We start from the raw sequence: 21697 nt of genomic DNA, 5'->3' as shown, positions 1-21697 counted from the left end.
TCTAACCCTTCCCTGTCGTATCGAGCCCCAGGCCTCCCATGCCGATCACTAACCGTATCAACCTTCGCAATGTTCGCGGTGACATCCTCGGTGGCCTCACGGCTGCAGTCGTGGCCTTACCGATGGCTCTTGCATTCGGTATTGCGTCTGGAGCAGGGGCGGCGGCGGGATTGTGGGGAGCTATTCTGGTGGGCTTTTTTGCCGCCTTGTTCGGCGGCACCCCCAGCCTGATTTCAGAACCCACCGGCCCCATGACCGTCATCATCACGGCGGTAATTGCCGAAACTACTGCCAGCAATCCTGAGCAAGGGCTGGCGATGGCGTTCACGGTGGTGATGCTGGCGGGGCTGTTTCAGATTGGCTTTGGGCTGCTGAAGCTGGGGCGGTATATCACCATGCTGCCCTACAACGTGATTTCAGGATTTATGACCGGCATTGGGGTGATTCTCATCTTCATGCAAATTGCCCCGTTTCTCGGTCAAGAAACCCCCGATGGGGGAGTGCTTGGGGTGATTAGAAGTTTGCCTACCCTGATCTCCAATGTGAGTCCCTGGGAAACGGGGTTAGGGATGTTGACTCTGGTGATTCTGTTTCTATATCCCCACTCCCTGAAACGGATTTTGCCGCCTCAGCTCGTGGCATTGATCATCGGCACGGTGGTCTCTCTGATCTTTCTACAAAACATTGAGATTCGCACGATCGCAACCATTGGTGAAATCACTGCCGGATTACCGAATTTTCAACTGCCGACCTTCACCCCTGGCAACCTGCGATTGATGTTTGTCAATGCCATAGTGCTAGCCATGGTGGGGTCCATCGATTGCTTGCTGACCTGTCTGGTGTCGGATAGCCTGACCCGATACGAACATCGGTCCAACAAGGAATTGGTCGGTCAAGGCATTGCCAATCTGATGACCGGACTTTGTGGCGGCATTGCCGGTTCCGGCGCTACCACAGCCACCGTGGTCAACATTCAAGCCGGGGGCCGCACGGCCCTATCCGGTCTTAGTCGCGCCCTAATTTTGCTGGTAGTGGCCCTCTGGGCAGCCCCGTTGACCTCGGGTATTCCACTGGCGGTGTTGGCGGGAATCGTCTTAAAGGTGGGCATTGACATTATCGATTGGGGTTTCTTGAAACGAGTCCATAAGATTTCCTGGAAGGCTGCCGGCATTCTGTACAGCGTGGTAGTGCTGACGGTCTTCGTAGACTTAATGGTGGCCGTGGGGGTGGGGGTATTTATCGCCAATATCCTCACCATTGCCCGATTAGATGCCCTGCAGTCGGAATCAGTGAAGGCGATTACAGATGCCGACGATCAGATCGTGCTGACTCCGACAGAGAAACAGGCGTTGGACTCCGCCAATGGTCGCATGTTGCTCTTTCATCTCAGTGGCCCCATGATCTTCGGCGTCGCCAAGGCCATTTCCCGGGAACATGACGCCATCGATCACTATGACGTGTTGATTGTCGACCTCAGCGAGGTGCCGGTGTTGGGTGTCACCTCTTCACTGGCCATTGAGAATGCGATTCAGGAAGCCACTGAGGAGGGCCGGGAGGTGATTGTGGTAGGGGCAACTGGTCAAGTCAAACGTCGGCTGGAAACCTTACAGATCGGTGGCTTATTCCCGGATGACTATTGGATGGATGAACGCCTACAGGCCCTGAACGCAGGATTGGCGATCGTGCAGCAGCGGCAATCTGCGATGTCTGAGCCTGCGATCGCACCGGACCTGACAAACGCTCCTCCCGGCGGGCCTTCACAGCAGCAGGGCTGAGAGATCTTCCCGGCGTCTCAGTCAGCTTTCTGAGCCTGGGCAGTCGAGGGATCGGATCCATCTAAGCTCAGCTGACCAGCCAATGCCACCTGAAGCGCTGACGAAGTGCTCTTGAATTCCTGAAAATATTCGGCCATGGCCCCATGATCTAAGGCCATCAACCACTAAAATTGAGGGGCTAACTCGACATGGATGATTGAGACGGAGTCTATGAAGGCTTACCTGGCGGCAGCAGTACAAATGACGAGTGAACCAGATTTAGAAAAAAATCTGGCCCAGGCCGAGGATTTGATCGATCTTGCCGTGCGTCAGGGGGCAGAATTAGTCACCTTGCCAGAGAATTTCTCTTTTTTGGGGGATGAAGCCGCTAAAATCGACCAGGCAGAATCGATCTGTCGGTCCAGTGAAACCTTCTTAAAAACCATGGCCCAACGCTACCAGGTCACCTTGTTGGGCGGAGGATATCCTGTGGTAGCTCACGAGGGCAAGGTCTTTAATACGGCTCTACTAGTGGCCCCCGATGGGGAAGCCCTGATGCGCTATGAAAAAGTCCATCTCTTCGATGTGAATCTACCGGACGGCAATACTTACCGGGAATCGAACACGGTGGTCTCTGGCCAGTCATTGCCCTCGGTTTATCCCTCTAAGGACTTGGGGAACTTGGGAATTTCTGTCTGCTACGATGTGCGCTTCCCCGAACTTTACCGCCATCTCTCTCAGATGGGGGCAGAAGTATTGGTGGTGCCAGCGGCCTTTACAGCCTATACCGGTAAAGATCACTGGCAAGTCTTGCTACAGGCCCGGGCCATTGAAAATACCTGCTATGTCATTGCTCCAGCCCAGACTGGCTTCCACAATGCCCGTCGCCAGTCCCATGGCCATGCTGCCATCATCGACCCTTGGGGCATGGTGTTGGCAGATGCTGGGAATCAACCGGGAGTTGCGATCGCAGAAATTAACCCTTCCCGCCTAGAACAAGTCCGCCGTCAGATGCCCTCCCTGCAGCACCGGGTTTTTATCTGAGATATCTGCTCGCAGCGATCCACGCCCACCCATTACGTCATGTAAAGTAGACGGGATGAGTTGTTACAGACTGGATGGCAAATTGGACAAATTGGCTTGAGGCCACAGGCACCTGGATGCCCTTAGCCCCTGGGAAGGCAAACATCCCCCTTCTAGCCGAGGTCAGCAAAGCTGAGCTAGAACCCTTAATTCTCGCCAGCGTTCTGCTGAGCCTGATTACCGTGTATCTAGCCGCCAAGCTTGGCGGAGAGCTGTGCGCTCGCATCAATCTCCCTCCAGTCCTAGGGGAATTAGTAGGTGGTGTCCTAGTCGGGGTATCCGCCCTGCATCTCATCGTCTTTCCGGAAGGGGCCGCCAGTGAATCAGAATCCCTACTGATCAAATTGGTCGAACTCACCGCTGGGCTTAACCCATCAGCCGCCCTAGCAGTGTTTCAGGGCGAAAGCGAAGTCATCTCCGTTCTGGCAGAACTAGGGGTGATCATCCTACTGTTTGAAATCGGGCTAGAATCCGATCTCAAAGAACTCATTCGCGTTGGCCCCCAGGCAGCTGTGGTAGCCATCATTGGCGTCGTTGCCCCCTTCTCAGCCGGAACCGCCGGTCTCATTGCCCTATTCAACGTTCCCACCGTACCTGCCGTCTTCGCCGGCGCTGCCCTCACAGCCACCAGCATTGGTATCACCGCTAAGGTCTTGGCAGAACTGCAAAAGCTGAGTTCCGAAGAAGGGCAGATTATCATTGGAGCCGCTGTCTTAGACGACGTCCTTGGCATCATCGTCCTAGCCGTCGTGGCTAGCCTGGCCAAGACCGGCGAAATTGAAATTGCCAATGTCATCTACCTGGTAGTTGGGGCCGCCGTCTTCCTGGTAGGGGCCATTTTCGTCGGTCGACTGCTGAGCCCTTTCTTCGTCACCCTAGTTGACCATCTCAAGACCCGCGGGCAAGTCATCGTCAGCTCCCTAGTATTTGCCTTCCTACTGGCTTACATCGCCGCCACCATTCAATTAGAGGCTATTCTAGGCGCATTTGCAGCCGGACTCATCTTAGCCGAAACCTCTAAACGCAAAGAATTAGAAGAGCAAATCAGTCCCATTTCTGACATCCTAGTGCCGGTATTTTTTGTCAGCGTAGGGGCGCGCACAGACATCAGTGTGCTGAATCCGATGGATCCGTCTAATCGAGCCGGACTAATCATTGCCTCATTTCTGGTAATCGTCGCGATTATCGGCAAGATTGTTACCGGCTATGCCATCATTGGGCAACCTGGCATCAATCGTTTAGCCGTTGGCATTGGTATGATTCCACGGGGAGAAGTGGGCTTGGTCTTTGCTGGTGTGGGCTCTGCCAGTGGTGTCTTGTCAGAATCCTTAGAAGCCGCCATCATCGTCATGGTGATTCTCACCACCTTTCTGGCACCACCGTTTCTGCGTTTGATCTTCAGTGATGATCCCTCCCAAGCCTCTGGAGAACCTGCCCTAGACAAGTCAGACAGTGTTGAGTCATCCCCCGAAGCCTCTTCCTGAAGCAGGTTTCCTGCCGCTCCAAACGCACATCCAACCATGACCCATCTTCATCCCTAGGTGATCCTGCATGAACCAGTGGTTTTCCCCTTCCGGTGAGCATACTGCCACGGCTCAAATTGGTGTGTTTGATAGTGGCGTCGGCGGTCTGACTGTCCTGCGGGAGTTACGTCGGCAACTCCCCGATGAATCCATCCTCTACTTCGGCGATACGGCCCGCTTGCCCTACGGCACCCGTTCCGCCTCAGACATTCTTTACTTCGTGCGCCAAATTTTAACCTGGATGATGGAGCGGCAGGTCAAGATGGTTATTATGGCCTGCAACACGAGCTCGGCCTTGGCCCTAGAACAAGTTCAACAAGAATTTCCTATCCCGATTCTAGGATTGATCCATCCTGCTGGCCGGGCAGCTGCCAGCGTCGGACGGCGCATCGGGGTCATCGCCACCCCAGCTACCATAGCCAGTGATGCTTATCGGCAAGCCATCTTAGAGGCCAATGCTCACTGCCGGGTTTGGCAAGTCGCCTGCCCACAGTTTGTCCCCTTAATCGAACAAAATCACATCCATAGTCCTCAAACCCGACGCATTGCCCGCAACTATCTAGCCCCCTTAGTCACGGCTCACGTCGATACCCTAGTCTATGGCTGTACTCACTATCCTCACCTAGCCCCAGTGCTAGAGTCACTGCTTCCCTCGACCATGACCTATATTGACCCAGCGGTCCACTTGGTAGCCGCTGCCGCCAAAGAACTAGATATTCTCGGGCTCAGACGAGACGGCTTCCCCCTACCAACTCAGTTCTACGTCAGTGGACAGCCCCAATCCTTTACCGGGCTAGCGACGCAGTGGCTACAGGAGCCTATCACCGTTCAACAAATAAAACTCCCAGCTATACCACCAACCATCACACCGGCTTTCCTAGGGGAAGCTGGTAAAAACGGTGAGCAGCTCTCTAAGAGTATTAATCCTTAGAGGTTAGACCACCAACCTAGCAACTAAGACTCCGGCTTACTTCGTCGTTCCACGCGATGAGCCAGCGTCAATAGTCCATAGACAATAACTAGATAACCAATTGCCAATGCCAGAATAATGAGAACAGAAGCGTCGAGTACCATGGTGAGTGAGGAATGCGGGAAATGGTGAATAAGCAGCCCAAGAGCCGTAGGGAAACACTTCCCCAACTCGGGCGAAATATCACAATCAAGATTTCCCTGAGCAAAGTCAATCACCGCAGGCGAGCATTCAGCCAGAGCAATCGACTAAAAACGCATGCATTAATCTAGAACGCACTTTGCCTCTAGAGAACAGCAACTAGGCATGGATAAACAATTCCATGGCCCATCACCGCCAACTTTTCAGCAAAAGCTAAACTCATCACCCCATGAGAGACGAATTCTTATCACATCTGCACGTGTTTCTATTTGGTTTTGGGAAATCTTAATAAGTAGTTTAGCATGAGCAGTCGAAATACCGAGGGGATTAGGGGGCAGTTTTACAAATCGCAAGGGCTATGATGGTGAGTTACCTGCTAACAGCAACACACAGGCAAACTTGGTCCAGTTGCAATGGCTAGAAGGCTAGGGAACCAAGCGGAACGGAAAGAGTCTCTTTAGCATCCAGACTACTGGCTGTAGGTCGCTGGCATAGGACTCTAGCATCCATGCACAGTAGCAATTGCGGCCATTTCTATGGCGATTCCCAAACTGGACCCGGTAGAGAAGCTGATCCCCGATTTGATCTCAGCGAGAATTTCACTTGCTGAAACCTTGGCTTAGAATGAGAACAGGATATGTAAAATTTCGTAACCGAACCGCCTTTGTCGGTCCATCCATGACTTCAGTCACTTCTTTGTTTGCCCCGGTTGAAGCCGATTTAGTTATCCTGGCTGATAACCTCAAGAGTCTCGTGGGTACTCGACACCCGATTCTTTATGCTGCGGCTGAGCATCTCTTTGGTGCCGGTGGAAAGCGCATCCGCCCAGCGATCGTCTTTCTGCTATCTCGCGCTACCATGCTTAGCCAAGACATAACCCCTAAGCATCGCCGACTGGCTGAGATTACTGAAATGATTCATACAGCCAGTCTCGTCCACGATGATGTGGTGGATGAGGCCGCAACCCGTCGAGGCGTCCCGACAGTTCATAGCAACTTCGGCAACCAAGTCGCCGTCCTGGCTGGAGATTTCCTGTTTGCCCAATCATCTTGGTATCTAGCTAATCTCGACAATCTTACTGTGGTCAAGCTGTTATCCCAGGTAATTATGGATTTAGCGGAAGGCGAAATTCAGCAGGGGTTAAATCGCTTCGACCCTGACCTCTCTATGGAGGCCTACCTACAAAAAAGCTATTGTAAGACCGCCTCTTTGATTGCCAATAGTGCTAAAGCAGCGGGTGTCTTGAGTGGACTGCCTGATGAGGCTACCCAGCAACTCTATGACTATGGTCGAAATTTGGGATTAGCCTTCCAAATTGTGGATGATATCCTTGACTTCACTAGTTCAGACGATGTCTTGGGCAAACCAGCCGGATCAGATTTGAAAAACGGGAATCTAACGGCACCAGTGCTCTATGCCTTGGAGGAAAAGCCCTATTTAGCTGCTTTGATTGAACGGGAATTTTCTCAGCCGGGAGACTTCGACCAAGCTATTGACCTGGTTGAGTCTAGCCAGGGGCTAGAACGCTCTCGGCAATTAGCGGCTCAGCATGGTCATCGCTCTATCGATTGCTTGCAGAGCCTACCGGCTTCTGAGTCTCGAGATGCCCTAGTCGAGTTAGTAGACTACGTACTACGACGCTTGCATTGAGCCAAGTGGTCTCTCCAGCTCACCCCATGGGGAAACATCATCTACCTGCTCAGCCTGTCACCTGTATAGGGGAATGTCTGATCGATCGCTTGATGGCTCCTGACTCCCTCACGGGGACAGACTATCCAGGGGGAGCGCCTGCCAATGTCGCCTGTGCCTTGGTGAAATTGGGCCGAGCTGCTCGATTTCTGGGCTGTATCGGGCAGGATGTTGCAGGGGACACTTTGATTCAACGGCTTCAAGCGATTGGGGTGGATTGTCAAGGGGTGCAGCGATCTAAAGCTCCTACTCGTCAGGTGATTGTGAAGCGTAATGCAATGGGAGAGCGTTGGTTTGCTGGGTTTAGTCATTCAGATCCCTCTGGGTTTGCTGATGCCCGGTTATCATCTGACTGGTTGCAATTGCATTGGTCCCAGGCAACCGCAGGTCTGGTCATGGGGACCCTAGCATTAGCCTATCCTCAGAGCAGAGCGGCAATGGCACAGGCGGCAACCCTGGCTCAGCAACATGACGTTCCTATTATTATCGACATCAATTGGCGGCCCATGTTTTGGCCAAATCCCGCCATCGCCCTGGAGATAATTCATGATTTCCTCAAACAAGCTACCCTGCTCAAATGGTCCCAAGACGATGCTCAGGAGTTGTTGGGAACAGCGGATCCAGAGGTCATCGCTAGGCAGTTTCCTCAGGCTAAAGCCGTGCTGGTGACTGCTGGCGCTGCTGGTTGTACCTACGTCGCATGGGGACAACGTGGGTATCAGCCAGCCTTTGCTGTCCCTAGTCAAGACACCACGGGAGCCGGAGATGCGTTTCTAGCCGCTTTCTTATGCCAGTTGCTAGAGAGGGGATGGGATAGCTTAAAACAGCCGCAGCAGGTGGCTGCTATAGTGGCCTACGCCAGCGCGGCAGGGGCCCTAGCTACCTGCCAAGCAGGAGCCATTGCCGCTCAACCAACCGCTGCAGAAATTGCTGCTCTACTGAAGGCATCATCACCACTTCAATAGAGAGCAGTATCTGCAGAACTGAGCCAGGTTAACGATCAACCGAGCCCATGATGATATCGACGCTACCTAGAATGGCGACGATATCGGCCACCTTTACCCCTCGCAGGATATGGGGAAAGATTTGTAGGTTGTTAAAATCGGGTGGACGAATCTTCCAACGCCAGGGAAAGACATTGTCATCGCCGATGATAAAGATACCCAGTTCTCCCTTACCGGTCTCCAGGCGCACGTAGTGCTCCCCGGAGGGAATCTTAAATGTGGGTGGGATCTTTTTGCCGATGAATTGGTAGTCAGTGTCGTTCCATTGAGACTTTGGTCCTTCAGCCATGCGTTTGGCTTCTAAGTTTTCGTAAGGGCCCCCTGGAATCTGACGGCAGGCTTGGCGCAGGATTTTCACCGATTCTCGCATTTCCCGAATGCGCACTAAGTAGCGCGCTAAACAATCGCCGGCGGTTTCCCAATGAACGTCCCAGTCGAAGTCGTCGTAGCACTCGTAGTGGTCTACCTTGCGTAGGTCCCACTTGACTCCGGAACCGCGCAGCATGGGGCCAGAGAGCCCCCAGGCAATGGCATCCTCACGGCTGATGGTGCCAATCCCTTCAATGCGGCGACGGAAAATCGGATTGTTGGTAATGAGGCGCTCGTACTCGTCAACCTTGGGATCGAAGTAGTCACAGAAGTCTAAGCACTTATCAATCCAACCGTAGGGCAAATCAGCGGCGACTCCACCGATGCGGAAGTAGTTGTTGTTAATGAGCCGCATACCAGTGGCGGCTTCCCAGAGATCGTAGATCATCTCCCGCTCACGGAAGATGTAGAAGAATGGGGTCTGGGCTCCAACATCTGCCAGAAACGGTCCCAGCCACAGTAGGTGGTTAGCGATTCGATTCAGCTCCAGCATCAGCACTCGAATATAGCGAGCCCGCTTAGGCACATCTACATCTGCCAGCTGCTCTGGAGCGTTTACCGTAATCGCTTCATTGAACATGCCTGCCGCATAGTCCCAACGGCTGACATAGGGGATGAACATGATATTGGTGCGGCTTTCGGCGATCTTCTCCATGCCACGATGGAGGTAGCCAATTACCGGTTCGCAATCAATCACATCTTCCCCATCCAGGGTGACAATCAGACGCAATACCCCGTGCATCGAGGGATGGTGCGGCCCCATGTTAATCACCATGGGTTCAGTTTTAGTCTCAATTCTTGACATAGGGTCAGCGCGGTCGTCGTCTGATCAATGGTTCTAAGGGTGAGATGTGTGGCTATGGCAACGGTATTGCCATAGGGTCAACTCTGGGAGATAGGGGACGAAGATACCTCAAGTCCTAGGCTAGACGCAATTTTGATGCATCTTTAAGCATCTTAATGTGAATTGCCTGATTTTGGGGACAGCCTTCCGTAAGAGATTCCCAATTGAAACCACAGGATCACTTTATAAATCAGCTATGGAGCAGCCAATGACGTCCGCCTCTACTGGGATGTACCATGTGCCGGTATTACCTAAAGAAACCCTGGCCGCCTTGGCCTTGAAGCCTGGTCTTTACCTAGATGCCACGGTGGGAGGAGGAGGCCACAGTCGTTTGTTGCTAGAGGCAGAGCCGGCTTTGCAGGTGACGGCGATTGATCAGGATGCGGTTGCGATCGCATCGGCCCAAGCCAGGCTAGCCTCCTTTGGGGAGCGCGTGAAATTTTGGCGGGGAAACTTTGCTGAGTTTGACCCTGGTTCCCATCGTTTTGACGGCATTCTAGCCGATCTAGGGGTGAGTTCCGCCCATTTCGATCAGCCTCAGCGTGGCTTTAGCTTTCGCCACCCAGCTCCGCTGGACATGCGCATGGATCAACGCCAAAGTCTCACCGCCGCAGAGATTGTCAATTACTGGAACGAGGTCGATTTGGCCAATTTGATCTACACCCTCGGAGAAGAGCGGCTTTCTCGCCGTATCGCCCGGCAAATGGTCGCCCAGCGCCCTTTCCAAACCACCACCGACTTAGCCGCTGCCATTGCTGGCTGTGTCCCGGCTAGTTATCGCCATGGCCGCATTCACCCTGCCACCCGCACCTTTCAGGCCCTACGGATTGCCGTCAACCGAGAGCTAGATGTTCTCGATACCCTGCTGCAAGAGGCTCCCCACTGGCTGAAACCAAAGGGCCGTCTGGTCATCATCAGTTTCCATAGTTTGGAAGACCGACGGGTGAAGCATGCCTTTCGGGCCTCGCCCCTGCTGACAGTAATCAGCAAAAAGCCCATCGTAGCCCAGCCAGAAGAGGTCAACACTAATCCCCGATCCCGCTCGGCTAAGCTACGGGTGGCTGAGCGCTTGCCATGACTTATGGTACGTGGTCTGAACGCGTCGCGCGGTTTTGCTTGGGGCCACCCCAGACCCAGCGGCTGGGCTTATCGATCAATGGCAATGACCTCGGTAAGACCACACTTGATCTCACCGATCAGAGCGTTCACCCGGGGGGATCTCGCTCCCCCCGGCCCCCTGCGACCAGGGCGAACCGCTTGTGGTGAGCGGAGTCGAACTACTGCCCTGGACCCTGCGGAAGGGCATGTCGATCAGCCGTTGTAGATCGCGCCGCATCGGCAAGGTAGCAATGAATTTTGAATTTTGAATTTTGATTTTGAATTTTGAATTTTGAATTTTGAATTTAAGCCTTCTGCCTTCTTACTTCCCCTATTTCCCCCTATCTCCCCATCTATCCTTTTCCGTTCTTCCTATGCCCTCCGGGCAGGCAAAGCCTTTCATGTCGCTTGGCGAAACGACTGCGTTGCTCCTACGGAGCCGCTGACGCGCTTGGCGGAGCCTGGCTGGAAGCCTTACAGGGCAAGCTCTTCACTCTTCACTCTTCACTCTTCACTCCACATCTACCCACCTACTCGCCCACCCATCTACCCATTTCCCTTTCCCTATCACTCGCCCCCAGCCGGCGGCAACCGCTGCAATTCTTCCAGGGGCGTTACTCCCTCAACGGTTAAGACAAACTCGATGTGGCTACCGCCACTGCCAATCCAATCCACCACCACATTGTTTTCATCCAGCACCGGGTCGTTGTTGTAGGTGGTGACGGCCACATAGTAGGTGCCAGTGCGGGGCAGGGAGTATCGCAGAATTGTCGACTCTAAGCCTCTGAAATCATCGTTTTCAGCCAGCAAGCGCCCCTGGTCATCGAATAGAAACAGCTGGGAGTCATCATCGGTGTAGAGGGTGCCGGTTAGGATCTGAGTCACCTCTACCTCGAGGGTGATCTGATCGCCCTCCTGGGCCACGAAGCTAAAGACCTCCTGCCCGCGCTTGACAGCACCGGCTGTCACCCCCGATCCAGCCTCAGTGTCGATGGGGGTGACTGGGGACAAGGCGGCCAGATCAATCACCTCGGTGCGAGCAATACCGCTACGCTCTAGAGCCGCCGCTTGGGCGGCCTGCTGATGGGGCAGTCGCCGCCGCCCACCAAGGGCCAGTAATAACGCCTGATCTGCTTCCCCAGGAAAATCCACCGGGAGATAGCGGGCCAGGGTGCGATCGCAAGTCTGCCGCTCCACCCCGACCTGTCCCAGGGTTGGATGTTCCAAATAATGGCGTAACGTCACCAATTGTTGCCGGTAAGCAGGCGTGATCTCAGAATGGGCCAGCAATGGTCCCAATGCGGCTATCGCCTGCTGGCGGTCATTTAGACAGAGGGCCAACTGCAAAGTCTCCTGCAGGGCAGGCAAGGGGGAATTAGCTGCAAGAGACGGCAAACTGAAACTACCCACCAGTCCCCAACCGATCAGGTTGATGAGCAGCAAACAAGGATTAACAGCGACCTGAGTGTGCGGCTGCGTCATCTGTTAGTACCATTTGAGAGAGTGTGCGATGGCAACCCTGTAGCATGGCCATAGGTGGCCCATTGATGCAGCCAGGGAAACTCCATCCAAGGTTCCGGCATCATCTTAGAGCGAATAGCCTATTTCACCCAAACACCGCTGAAAAAGACTCCCATGAAGAATCACAAATCGTCCTGATTTGTGATCTTGCTCTGGGAACACTGGGGCAGAGTAACGACGACCAAGTATCCTGATCAACTGACACAGATGACATGGACTCTCGATTAGTGCACCGCTGGAGTAACAAATTGGCATGAGTCTGGGCCAGGGTGACAAATTGAAATTGATGGTCGTCGACGACGAGCCCGATAACTTAGATCTGCTCTATCGGACCTTTCGCCGTGAGTTTCAGGTATTTAAAGCTGCCAACGGCTTCGAAGCCTTAGACATTCTGGCCCAGCAGGGCGAAATGGCCGTGATCATTTCAGACCAGCGGATGCCCCGCATGAACGGCACCGAATTTCTCAGCCGGACGGTGGCACACTTCCCCGACACCATCCGCATTGTGCTCACTGGCTACACCGACGTAGACGACTTGGTAGAGGCCATCAACTCCGGCAAGGTCTTCAAATACATCACGAAACCGTGGAATCCAGAGAACTTAAAGACCGTCGTGCTGCAAGCGGCAGATACCTATAAAGTTGTGAAGCAGCGGACTAAAGCCCTGACCCAGGCCCTGCGCCGCGAGTCTGTCATCAATACGGTGCTCAAGGCTCTACGGGAGTCGTTGGATTACGCCAGCATGTTACACAAAGTTGTACAAACCCTGGGGGATACCTGCGACGCTACCCACGCCATCCTGCATCCCATCCCTGCCCTACCCACCGGGCTCCATGACAGTCAGGCCCTAGAGTCAGGTCCCTATGCCTACCAGGCCAAATCTCCCTTATCTTCGGAGCTGCAAGCATTTCTGCTAGAAGACAGTCGCAAACGGATCTGCCTGGAGCCAGAGCAGCTCCAGGCTAACTTGGCGTCTCTAACCTTTCAGGGGTTGGCCATTCGAGCCCTCACCTTACCGTTGATCTATCAGCAGAATTACTTGGCGGTCGTGGTGCTGTATCAAATTGGCTCTGGCATTCCATGGAGCAGCGACACTCTAGGTCTCGTCGAAGGCATCACGGAACAGATCGCCTTAGCCATCTCCCAGGCTCAGCTATATCAGCACACTCGACTCCAGACCCATCAAATGCAGACCGAGTTAGCGGTCGCTCGTCAAATTCAGGCTAATCTACTCCGCCAACAGTTACCGGTGGTCAACGGCGTGCGGATTCAGGCCCGCTGCTTACCGGCTCGGGAAGTCGGAGGCGATTTCTTTGAGGTCTACTGTCATCCCCAAGGCGACCTGTGGCTAGCCGTGGGAGATGTCTCGGGGAAAGGCGTTCCTGCCGCCCTATTCATGGCCAGTGCCCTGTCTGTACTGCGACGAGAATTGGCCCAGGCAACCCCAGCGGCTCCCTATCGATTGATGCAAACCCTGAATCAAAGCCTATCGATGGAGCTGGTCAGTAATAATTGCTTCATCACCCTAGTGCTGGTGCGTTATGTTCCCACTACGGGACAGGTAATTTATGCCAATGCTGGCCATATCTATCCCATGGTGTGGTCAGACTATCAAGGGCAGGGACAAGCCCCGGCTAAGCCGCCCCACCCCAACTACCTAGAGCAACGGGGAGTGCCCTTGGGGATTTTGCCGGAATGGAATGGCCAGGTCGGGGAGTATTGGCTCAGGGGAGGAGATACCCTGTTGCTGGCCAGTGATGGGCTAACCGATGCCACTGTGACTGTTGCCGGAACAACAGACAGCCAGGCGACGCTGAAGCAGGTGGGCCTATGGCAGTTGTTGCAGCAACAGGCGCCTCCCCTGAATCTGGACCACCTCTTGAGTACTATTCAGGCTTTGAATGTGGGGCAGGTAGATGATCAGACGGTACTCTCCCTGGAGGTGCTGGCGCCATGAAGACAGAGTTACATATTCCCAGCGACCCGAGATTTCTCATGGTGGTCGAGAACTGGCTGCTGGATGCACTGCGGGTGGAGTTAGCCCAGCAATCGGACTGGCCTCAGGTGGCCTCTCGGCTACGGTTAGCCCTGGTTGAGGCCTATTCCAATGTGGTCCGCCATGCCCATGCCGAGCAGCCATCCCTGCCCACGGTTATGGTGCTGCAGGTCACTGATGTCGCTATTTCGTTAGAAGTTTGGGATTCCGGTATCGGCTTTGATCTCAGTTCTAGTCCAGAGCATCTACCCGCCCCTTCTGACTGCCGAGACGGAGGCTATGGTTGGTTGATCCTGTGTCGACTGATGGATGAAGTTCAATATTATCGGCAGGTCGAGGGGGGCCGCAATTGCCTGCGACTGACCTCGTTTCTCAAACCGACGTCGTTAGTTCCGTCACTGGGCCATAGCGGGCAATGATGTGCGGGTCGCCAGTGTCTTGCCGTTGCAGCCAGGCCCATAGTTGATCGCCTAGGGAAAAATGCCACCATTCCTGGGGATGCCGACGAAACCCGGCCGGTTCCATTGCCTGATTCAGTAGGGTGCGATCGCAATGCCACTGCTGCTCTTGCGCATCTTTACTGGCCGCAAAGTAATCCGGATCAGACCGGGGGGACAGCTCATCAATGGCAGTACCCATGGCGACGGGCTGGCCCTGGGCATCTACCAAGGTGATATCGACCGCCGCTCCAGTACTGTGGGGGGGCGGACTTGAGGGATCGGCGCTAGGGGGAGCCCAAAAGCGATACACCTGCTCTAGCAATTGCCGCCGTTGCTCCGCTGTCAACGGATTACACCAGCCCCAGGCCTGCTGCTGCTGTTGCAAGGTGTAATCCACCATAAACTGCTGCACTGCCACAGGACGGTAGGCATCAAATATCTGTAAACGCCAGCCTGGCCGCTGCTCCTGAAGATGGGCTTGGGCCAGCAACAGGGCCTGGCCGACACTACGACGCAAACGATATGGGGACTGGCCACCATAGGGAGCTCCCAACGCCGCATAGGGATGGGGTTGCCTCACCGCTAGCTGGTCTAGGGGCAGGGGCACCAGGGGCTCGCCGTTATCGTGAATCGGGATGGCGTGGTATGGCTTCATCGCAGGTCGCGCCGCTACTGGCTATGGCACAGGCATCTCGGCTCATTTTATCGCTGTCACGGATTGGTTATGGGTTGCTTTTAGCAGAGACATTAGCAGGCACAGGTGCTGTCCCTGTCGCTAACGGGAGAACGGCGGGGCTTGACTTAGCCGGATAGGGGGTGTCCTCGCCCGACATTGCTTGGATAGCCCATAATGTCAGGCGACGGAGGATCAAGGCAAAGTCAGCCGCAAGTATGGCCCTATTGGCTGACGTGAGCACCGGCACATGGATAAATAGGGCCAGGGTGGGCCAGCGCTGGCGCTGAATGAAGTCCAACAGCCTGAAATAGAGATAGTTACAGACGTAATTACCGGCATGGTCACTGATCTGAGTCACCCGGGTGTCTCGAACCAACCGGGTCAGATCTAGAGAGGTGTACAGCACTGTCTGCTGCCAGCGCCCCGTCTGCTCCAAACTTAAGCAGGGACGGCTCTCCGCCATACCACAGCAGAGAATCAACCGGGGGCACAACTCTAGCAGCTTGGCCATGACTATGGCCGGTGCCAACTCATAGTTAACGGGCAGGTGACGCAACATCGTCACGTTGGCTGGCAACCCCCGCTGCCGGTGCAGGTACATGAGTAAGTCGTCAGAGGAGTTGGACAGCTGATGAGCTTGCCAAGGGGCGAAAGAGGTGATCAGGATGGGGAAACTCATGGCAGGCAGGCCGTGGGAGTCTGTCGCGTTGGCCAGATAGCCCATTACAGGACTGTCCACATTACTTGGCGCTGAGAAGCTATCTGGTCTGAATGCCGCTTGCAGGACAATTTGAACTGTCTGATTGAGGGGTCAACAGTGTCTTGATGGATACCCTAAACCATCCACACCCCTGAGATCTTTGCCTTTTTTTACCCTGAATTCTCTAAACTATAGCCTGACCTTGGGATTTGTGGCTGACGGTGCCCAGATTTGCCAATGTGCTAGGGAAGCTAGCAAACTCAGACGTTAGCTGCTTTCTCCTTGGAGAGCAGCAGCATTCAGGTCGCCCCCACTATGCTTTGGAAAACAGATAGCCCGTGTAGGATAGGAAAGGTGAGGGCGGTAACCAGGAGGTAAAGCATGGTTCGCATCGCTGTAGTGGATTACGATATGGGGAATCTCCATTCAGCCTGCAAGGGGTTGGCCAACGCTGGTGCCCATCCTCACATCACCGATGCAGCCACTGAGATCGAGGCAGCTGATGCCGTTGTCTTACCAGGGGTTGGGGCCTTCGATCCAGCCGTTCAACACTTGCGATCGCGAGATCTGATTCAGCCCTTGCGGGACGTTATCACTAGTGGCAAGCCATTTCTAGGGATTTGCCTAGGCTTGCAGGTATTGTTTGAGGGTAGCGAAGAGGGCAGCGAACCAGGGTTAGGCATTGTCCCTGGAGAGATCCGGCGCTTTCAGGATGAACCCGATATCACCATACCTCATATGGGATGGAACCAGCTAGAACTGACCCAGCCTGATCTCCGCCTATGGCGATCCATCGCCAGTGGCGACTGGGCCTATTTCGTCCATTCTTACTACGCTGCTCCCAAAGACGCAACCATGACTGCCGCCACCATTACCCACGGTAGCCAAACCGTTACGGCTGCTATTGCCCGCGATAACATGATGGCAGTCCAGTTTCACCCGGAGAAGTCTGCTGCAAAAGGCTTACAATTGTTGGCTAACTTTGTCAGCCTGGCACAGGCTCAGACACCAGCCCTGAGGGTGTAGTCCACGTCGCCAATGGCTCTTCGCATATACGGCAATCGAGTCCTGAAAACATTGTCGGGTCAGGCCACCCGGCCTACACCTTCTAAGGTGCGACAGGCATTGTTCAATATCTGGCAGGGGGATATCGAGGGGTGTTGCTGGTTAGATCTCTGTGCCGGTAGTGGCGCGATGGGAGCCGAAGCTCTCTGTCGTGGGGCTAAAACCGTTGTGGGCATTGAGCAATCGGCAGTAGCCTGTCGGGTGATCCGCGAAAACTGGCAGCGGGTAGCCAAGGAGGACCAGTCATTTTTTCTGATCCGGGGAGATGTGGCTAAGCAACTGAAGCGATTGCAATTGGCGTCTAGACACCCCTCGGCACCACAACGCTTCGATCGTATTTACTTCGATCCCCCATACACCAGTGATCTCTATATACCGGTACTCTGCCAAGTAGGAGAATTTCAACTCCTAGCCTCCGGCGGCGAACTAGCGGTTGAACATCAGCCAAATTATTGGCAAGCAGAGGATATTTCAGGGCTAAGAATCATTCGTCAAAAGCACTATGGCAAAACTCATTTGACCTTTTACACCCAGGATGACTCCAGTGAGACATCGTCATCTTCAGGGAACACACAGACCCTCTAGTTGACTTAGCGCCCCTCTAATTTAGCAAGTCTTTAGCGGATGCTGATAGACAGGGATCACGCACAATCACTTCAGGATCTTCCCATCGCTAGGAAATCATGGGACCAACAGGAGAAATCCTCTACCCTTTGCAGGGGATCTAGAAAGACAGGAGTCGCCAGTGGGCATGCTTTCCACCGACTCCTAACTGGAGCTCCCAACTGCACACAGTGGCCACCGCGTCGTCCTTCCGGAGTATAGAAGCCGCAGCGACCACAGCAGGAGACCTCGCACTTCATTGCCTTCATAGAATGGTTCCAAAAGCGATAGACCCCATCATTTTCCCAGTTATTCATCCAGTCATTAGTGTCGGGTTTGGAAAGGCAGTTATTGCCTAGACAGGGTTTCGCCAACAGCTGTCAATCTATCAGTTTTATATTTTCTTTATTTTCAGTTTAAAAAGATATACAGGATTGAGATGGCCCGACGATTTCATGGCGAATCTAGAGCATAAACTACAGGGATCAATCCGTAAAGAGACTGATTTCGCGGTAATATGTTCCTGAAAACTTAAGAAAGATTAGCCGTATTATTACTGAGCTCTCCTGCTAGGAGCCAAGAGTAGGCAATGTTATCTGTTTGTAGGCTATTGTGATTCTCTAGTACTCTGTGGCAGCAATAGCGCCTCTATTACTCAAAGTGGATAGGCTGCATTTATCAGGCTTTCTCCTTCTGCCCTCCTACTTCTGGCTTGGCTACTAAAAGCATTAGCGATGAGTAGTTATTACCGGGAAAAACCAGTCTCTGAGAGTGTGCCAAGAGGCTCATGGTCCCCAACGTTTCGCCGCACACAGACCACAGGCTTGCCAACGCATCAATTCTCCTGGAGGACAAGGACTGCCACAGACAGGACATAGTTTCTGATGACGCTGCTGGGCCCGAATCTGCTGGGCCCATCGCTGAAATGCCTCCATGGCCGTCGTTGGATCAGCTTCATTAGAAGTCCAATCGATAGGGCCGCTCCAACTGGGATGAGATTTTATTAACTCGTTGTCACCCCTTGCCCTAGAATGGCTGGGGCTATAGCTCCATAGTCCTGGGGAAAATCGAATATCTGTGATCTCAACCCCCGGTATTGTCTGTAGCTTGGCCAGGATCTGCCCCCGCTCAAAAGTCAAGGTTTGAGCCCATGGGGCAGTTGAGACAGCGACCTGCAATATCTGCCGCTGCACTCCCACTGGTCGACTATGCTGAGCAACTGCTGCCCCAACAATATGAGGCCACTCCCTAAGCAATAACCTTAACTGTTGGTGTCGCTGCCAACTGGGTTGCTGCTCTAACCGTCGAATCAAGCTATGGAGATTATCTAAGGCCATTGTGAGGCCATTCTAACTCGACGAGATTTGATGCTAGCGATTCGGTAAACGCTACATAGCAAATGGGCTAGGGCAACCAAGGATATTGTCGGAAATCAGGGGAACGCTTCTCTAGAAACGCTTGCTTGCCTTCAGCCCCTTCCTCGGTCATGTAGTACAGCAACGTGGCATTTCCAGCCAACTCCTGTAGTCCAGCCTGGCCATCACAGTCAGCATTAAAAGCTGCCTTCAGACAACGGATGGCAATAGGGCTCTTCTGCAGAATCTCCCCCGCCCACTTGAGGCCCTCTGCCTCCAACTGCTCAACGGGTACGACACAGTTAACCAATCCCATCGCCAATGCCTCTTGAGCTGAGTATTGGCGGCACAGAAACCAGATTTCTCGGGCCTTTTTCTGGCCCACGATACGAGCTAGATAACTCGCTCCAAAGCCGCCGTCAAAGCTGCCAACCTTAGGCCCCGTTTGTCCAAAAATAGCGTTCTCGGCAGCAATCGTGAGATCGCAAATGACGTGGAGTACATGGCCACCGCCGATGGCATAGCCTGCCACCAGCGCAATTACCACCTTAGGCATGGAGCGAATCAGCCGCTGTAAGTCTAATACATTGAGTCGTGGCACTCCCGTTTCATCGAGATATCCAGCCTGTCCCCGCACACTTTGGTCTCCACCGGCACAAAAGGCATATTTGCCATCATCGTGGGGGCCAGCACCGATCAGCAGCACCACACCAATTTGGAAATCCTCGCGGGCATCACAAAAGGCATCGTACATCTCTACCACCGTCCTAGGACGGAAGGCGTTGCGCTTGTGGGGGCGGTTGATGGTGATTTTAGCAACACCATCCGCTTTGTGATAAAGAATATCCTGGTAGGATTTGGCCTCTTGCCAGTTAATCTGCATAGTAATGTAATGCGCCTCCTTATAAGGGGTACAGGCCTACATCCAGATTCAAACCAGGAGGTCTCCAGGTCATACCCTCTATGTCTGGATTCAGCCAAGACGTCTATTCTATAGGGGGAGTACGCTCGGGATTTTATGGTACTTCTCTCCCTGTAAGCAACGGGGTGCATGCGAGGTAATATCCGGTTGCACGAGGCTAGAGCGCCGGGAACCTTTAAGCGGTGCAAGGATTGGGATTACCGTCATAGGGTCCTTGCTCTCACAGTAGGTACGAGTGCGGGCATGCTGTTGACGCCATAGCATTCTGCCCCAATGGCACAGTCACACATCAAAGGCTAATTACCTTGACGTTATCAGCATTAATCAAAGATAATGGGAATTTGTCCATATTATGTTCGGACCAGGTTATAAAGGCTGTCTAGTCATCGGCAGCTACCTGTACGGCAACGGAGAGAGCATCCATGACATATGCAATCGTAGAGACTAGTGGCAAGCAGCTACGGGTTGAGCCTGGTCGCTTTTATGACATCGACCGCATTGCTGTAGCAGAGGATGAACAGATCACCCTAGACAGAGTGTTGCTTGTTAATGATGATGGCGAGATCGTGGTTGGTCAACCTACAGTTACCAATGCCACTGTCTCGGCAACCGTGATGCGGCACCTGCGCGGGCGCAAGGTTGTTGTATATAAAATGCGTCCCAAGAAAAAGACGCGCAAGAAACAGGGCCATCGCCAAGAGCTAACTCGGATTATGATCGATAGCATTACTGTTGGAGGCAAATCCATTGGTGAAGTCGCCCATGCAACCGAACCTGTGGAGCCTGTTGCCACTGAAGTCGTCGCAGAAGCAGAGTAAATCAGTAGTTAGGGAAGTACTATGGCTCACAAAAAAGGGACTGGAAGCACTCGTAACGGTCGAGACTCAAATGCCAAACGCCTAGGCGTTAAGCGTTATGGCGGTGAAGCTGTACGTGCTGGCAATATCTTAATCCGCCAACGGGGAACCAAGATTCATCCTGGTGAAAACGTGGGTCGGGGTAACGACGATACGCTATTCGCTCTCATTGATGGCATCGTTACCTTCGAGCGCAAAGGTAAAGGACGTAAGAAAGTAAGCATCTATGCTGCTCCCACCTCTGTCTAAGTCCAATTGGTTGATTTCGACAAGGGGGATGACTGAGCACCTTCTCTGCAGCAGCTAAAAATCAAACAACCGTGACAAGAGCGCCCCACTGACGGGACGCTCTTGTCAAAATTGCTGGTGGACTTGTCGGAGTGTCTCTCTCCAGGAGACCAGACAATCCCCTTTGCCGTAGCTTTATGCCTTCCCGGGACTTAGTCCAGATACCCCATCAGTACGGGGGGGGGTGGATCAACCACATCGTTGGCAGCAATGGGGCGATTCCCAGGTAAAAAGCCCAGATCCGAAACTTCTAGGTTACTAGCTACAATGGGACGATGCCCTGGCAGTAACTCCGTATTCACCACCTGCAGTACATCAGCCATAATAGGCCGAGTACCGGCAGAGTTGAGAGTGCCTACAACCGTAAACTCGTTAGCGGTAATGGGTCGATTGTTGGGTAGCGTGTTGGTAGGAACGACGCGAGTATTGTCCGAGAGGAGAATCACAGACGATGCATCAGTTCCCTCGGCAGTGACCAAATGGCTACCCGATTGCTTAGCTTGAGCCTTGGCAGGCGTTGTCTCTTGTTCCTCGGTAGCATTGGAATGACCGTTTGCGGCGTTTGTGCTCATGCTTATGACCTTCTCTCAGCTTTTGCATCAGCCAGAACCCAATTTAGCCGTGGTCTGGCATCGTATATCCCTAATTCACAGGTTCTATACAATCCCTCAGGTTCTATACAACCCCTCAGGGCTGCTCCCAAGGAAAGGGTAAGATACTTAAGACAATATTATAATCGAAAAAATTCACTCTTGAGTTTACAAACCGTTATGACATCAATAGGGACCACAGTGTAGAC

General features: G+C 53.5%; 21 protein-coding genes. 13 read left to right on the top strand and 8 right to left on the bottom strand.

All coding sequences use genetic code 11. From position 1 onward, the window contains the following. Window positions 1-38: 38 nt before the first annotated feature. Window positions 39-1775, top strand: a complete 1737-nt coding sequence (gene bicA / locus XM38_RS15230; RefSeq protein ID WP_088430291.1) for a bicarbonate transporter BicA — start codon at window positions 39-41, stop codon at window positions 1773-1775. A 17-nt stretch (window positions 1776-1792) separates the two neighbouring features. Here the strand turns inward: bicA and XM38_RS26035 are convergent, their stop codons facing one another. After that, window positions 1793-1933, bottom strand: a complete 141-nt coding sequence (locus XM38_RS26035; protein ID WP_187329423.1) for a hypothetical protein — start codon at window positions 1931-1933, stop codon at window positions 1793-1795. Between the two features lie 52 nt (window positions 1934-1985). On the opposite strand from XM38_RS26035, the gene XM38_RS15225 reads away from it, so the two are divergent. The 5 genes from XM38_RS15225 to XM38_RS15205 all read left to right on the top strand — a co-directional run bounded on the left by XM38_RS15225 (window position 1986) and on the right by XM38_RS15205 (window position 8125). After that, a complete protein-coding gene (locus XM38_RS15225) occupies window positions 1986-2798 on the top strand; it encodes a carbon-nitrogen hydrolase family protein (protein WP_088430289.1) in 813 nt (270 codons plus the stop codon). A gap of 116 nt (window positions 2799-2914) precedes the next feature. Next, window positions 2915-4321, top strand: coding sequence for a cation:proton antiporter (locus XM38_RS15220; protein ID WP_088430287.1), 1407 nt, complete (start codon window positions 2915-2917; stop codon window positions 4319-4321). A gap of 67 nt (window positions 4322-4388) precedes the next feature. After that, window positions 4389-5291: a glutamate racemase gene (gene murI / locus XM38_RS15215; RefSeq protein ID WP_088430285.1), complete on the top strand. Its 903-nt coding sequence runs from the start codon at window positions 4389-4391 to the stop codon at window positions 5289-5291. A gap of 858 nt (window positions 5292-6149) precedes the next feature. Further along, the gene (gene sds / locus XM38_RS15210; RefSeq protein ID WP_080804785.1) at window positions 6150-7121 is read left to right on the top strand and encodes a solanesyl diphosphate synthase; all 972 of its coding nucleotides are present in this window, start codon (window positions 6150-6152) and stop codon (window positions 7119-7121) included. Between the two features lie 5 nt (window positions 7122-7126). Next, on the top strand, window positions 7127-8125 hold the full coding sequence (locus XM38_RS15205) for a carbohydrate kinase family protein (RefSeq protein ID WP_225889325.1): 999 nt from the start codon (window positions 7127-7129) through the stop codon (window positions 8123-8125). Between the two features lie 28 nt (window positions 8126-8153). On the opposite strand, the gene XM38_RS15200 is transcribed toward XM38_RS15205, so the two are convergent. Then, window positions 8154-9338: an NAD(P)H-quinone oxidoreductase subunit H gene (locus tag XM38_RS15200; protein WP_080804781.1), complete on the bottom strand. Its 1185-nt coding sequence runs from the start codon at window positions 9336-9338 to the stop codon at window positions 8154-8156. 247 nt (window positions 9339-9585) lie between these two features. On the opposite strand from XM38_RS15200, the gene rsmH reads away from it, so the two are divergent. Further along, window positions 9586-10455 (top strand): 16S rRNA (cytosine(1402)-N(4))-methyltransferase RsmH, encoded by an 870-nt coding sequence (gene rsmH, locus XM38_RS15195; RefSeq protein ID WP_088431713.1) that lies wholly within the window; start codon window positions 9586-9588, stop codon window positions 10453-10455. 587 nt (window positions 10456-11042) lie between these two features. Here rsmH and XM38_RS15190 read toward each other — a convergent pair. Then, complete coding sequence (locus XM38_RS15190; RefSeq protein WP_088430283.1) at window positions 11043-11957, bottom strand: DVUA0089 family protein; 915 nt, start codon at window positions 11955-11957, stop codon at window positions 11043-11045. Between the two features lie 292 nt (window positions 11958-12249). Between XM38_RS15190 and XM38_RS15185 the strand changes: the two genes are divergently transcribed. Beyond that, on the top strand, window positions 12250-13953 hold the full coding sequence (locus XM38_RS15185; RefSeq protein WP_080804775.1) for a SpoIIE family protein phosphatase: 1704 nt from the start codon (window positions 12250-12252) through the stop codon (window positions 13951-13953). Beyond that, window positions 13950-14411: an ATP-binding protein gene (locus XM38_RS15180; RefSeq protein ID WP_080804773.1), complete on the top strand. Its 462-nt coding sequence runs from the start codon at window positions 13950-13952 to the stop codon at window positions 14409-14411. Before XM38_RS15185 ends, XM38_RS15180 begins: the two co-directional genes overlap by 4 nt. Here the strand turns inward: XM38_RS15180 and XM38_RS15175 are convergent. Then, window positions 14365-15087: a M15 family metallopeptidase gene (locus XM38_RS15175; RefSeq protein ID WP_080804772.1), complete on the bottom strand. Its 723-nt coding sequence runs from the start codon at window positions 15085-15087 to the stop codon at window positions 14365-14367. The two genes, XM38_RS15180 and XM38_RS15175, sit on opposite strands and share 47 nt — an antisense overlap. A 67-nt stretch (window positions 15088-15154) precedes the next feature. Then, on the bottom strand, window positions 15155-15847 hold the full coding sequence (locus XM38_RS15170) for a pyroglutamyl-peptidase I family protein (RefSeq protein ID WP_137455134.1): 693 nt from the start codon (window positions 15845-15847) through the stop codon (window positions 15155-15157). Window positions 15848-16189: 342 nt separating this feature from the next. Between XM38_RS15170 and hisH the strand changes: the two genes are divergently transcribed. Beyond that, a complete protein-coding gene (hisH, locus tag XM38_RS15165) occupies window positions 16190-16834 on the top strand; it encodes an imidazole glycerol phosphate synthase subunit HisH (protein WP_080804769.1) in 645 nt (214 codons plus the stop codon). Window positions 16835-16846: 12 nt separating this feature from the next. Next, on the top strand, window positions 16847-17458 hold the full coding sequence (gene rsmD, locus XM38_RS15160) for a 16S rRNA (guanine(966)-N(2))-methyltransferase RsmD (RefSeq protein WP_080804766.1): 612 nt from the start codon (window positions 16847-16849) through the stop codon (window positions 17456-17458). An 803-nt stretch (window positions 17459-18261) separates the two neighbouring features. Here rsmD and XM38_RS15150 read toward each other — a convergent pair. Together XM38_RS15150 and menB are read right to left on the bottom strand one after the other, a co-directional pair. Continuing rightward, window positions 18262-18813, bottom strand: a complete 552-nt coding sequence (locus XM38_RS15150) for a DciA family protein (RefSeq protein WP_080804764.1) — start codon at window positions 18811-18813, stop codon at window positions 18262-18264. Window positions 18814-18880: 67 nt separating this feature from the next. After that, complete coding sequence (menB, locus tag XM38_RS15145; protein WP_080804762.1) at window positions 18881-19714, bottom strand: 1,4-dihydroxy-2-naphthoyl-CoA synthase; 834 nt, start codon at window positions 19712-19714, stop codon at window positions 18881-18883. Window positions 19715-20175: 461 nt separating this feature from the next. On the opposite strand from menB, the gene rplU reads away from it, so the two are divergent. Together rplU and rpmA are read left to right on the top strand one after the other, a co-directional pair. Continuing rightward, complete coding sequence (gene rplU, locus XM38_RS15140; protein WP_080807101.1) at window positions 20176-20571, top strand: 50S ribosomal protein L21; 396 nt, start codon at window positions 20176-20178, stop codon at window positions 20569-20571. A gap of 21 nt (window positions 20572-20592) precedes the next feature. Continuing rightward, window positions 20593-20859, top strand: coding sequence for a 50S ribosomal protein L27 (gene rpmA, locus XM38_RS15135; protein WP_080807099.1), 267 nt, complete (start codon window positions 20593-20595; stop codon window positions 20857-20859). A gap of 191 nt (window positions 20860-21050) precedes the next feature. On the opposite strand, the gene XM38_RS15130 is transcribed toward rpmA, so the two are convergent. Beyond that, on the bottom strand, window positions 21051-21470 hold the full coding sequence (locus XM38_RS15130; RefSeq protein WP_080807097.1) for a hypothetical protein: 420 nt from the start codon (window positions 21468-21470) through the stop codon (window positions 21051-21053). Window positions 21471-21697 lie beyond the last annotated feature (227 nt).

The sequence above is a fragment of the Halomicronema hongdechloris C2206 genome (genome assembly GCF_002075285.3).
Taxonomy (GTDB): domain Bacteria; phylum Cyanobacteriota; class Cyanobacteriia; order Phormidesmidales; family Phormidesmidaceae; genus Halomicronema_B; species Halomicronema_B hongdechloris.
The sequence above is the reverse complement of the archived record's forward strand: the minus strand, read 5'-3'. Positions and strand labels throughout refer to the sequence as shown.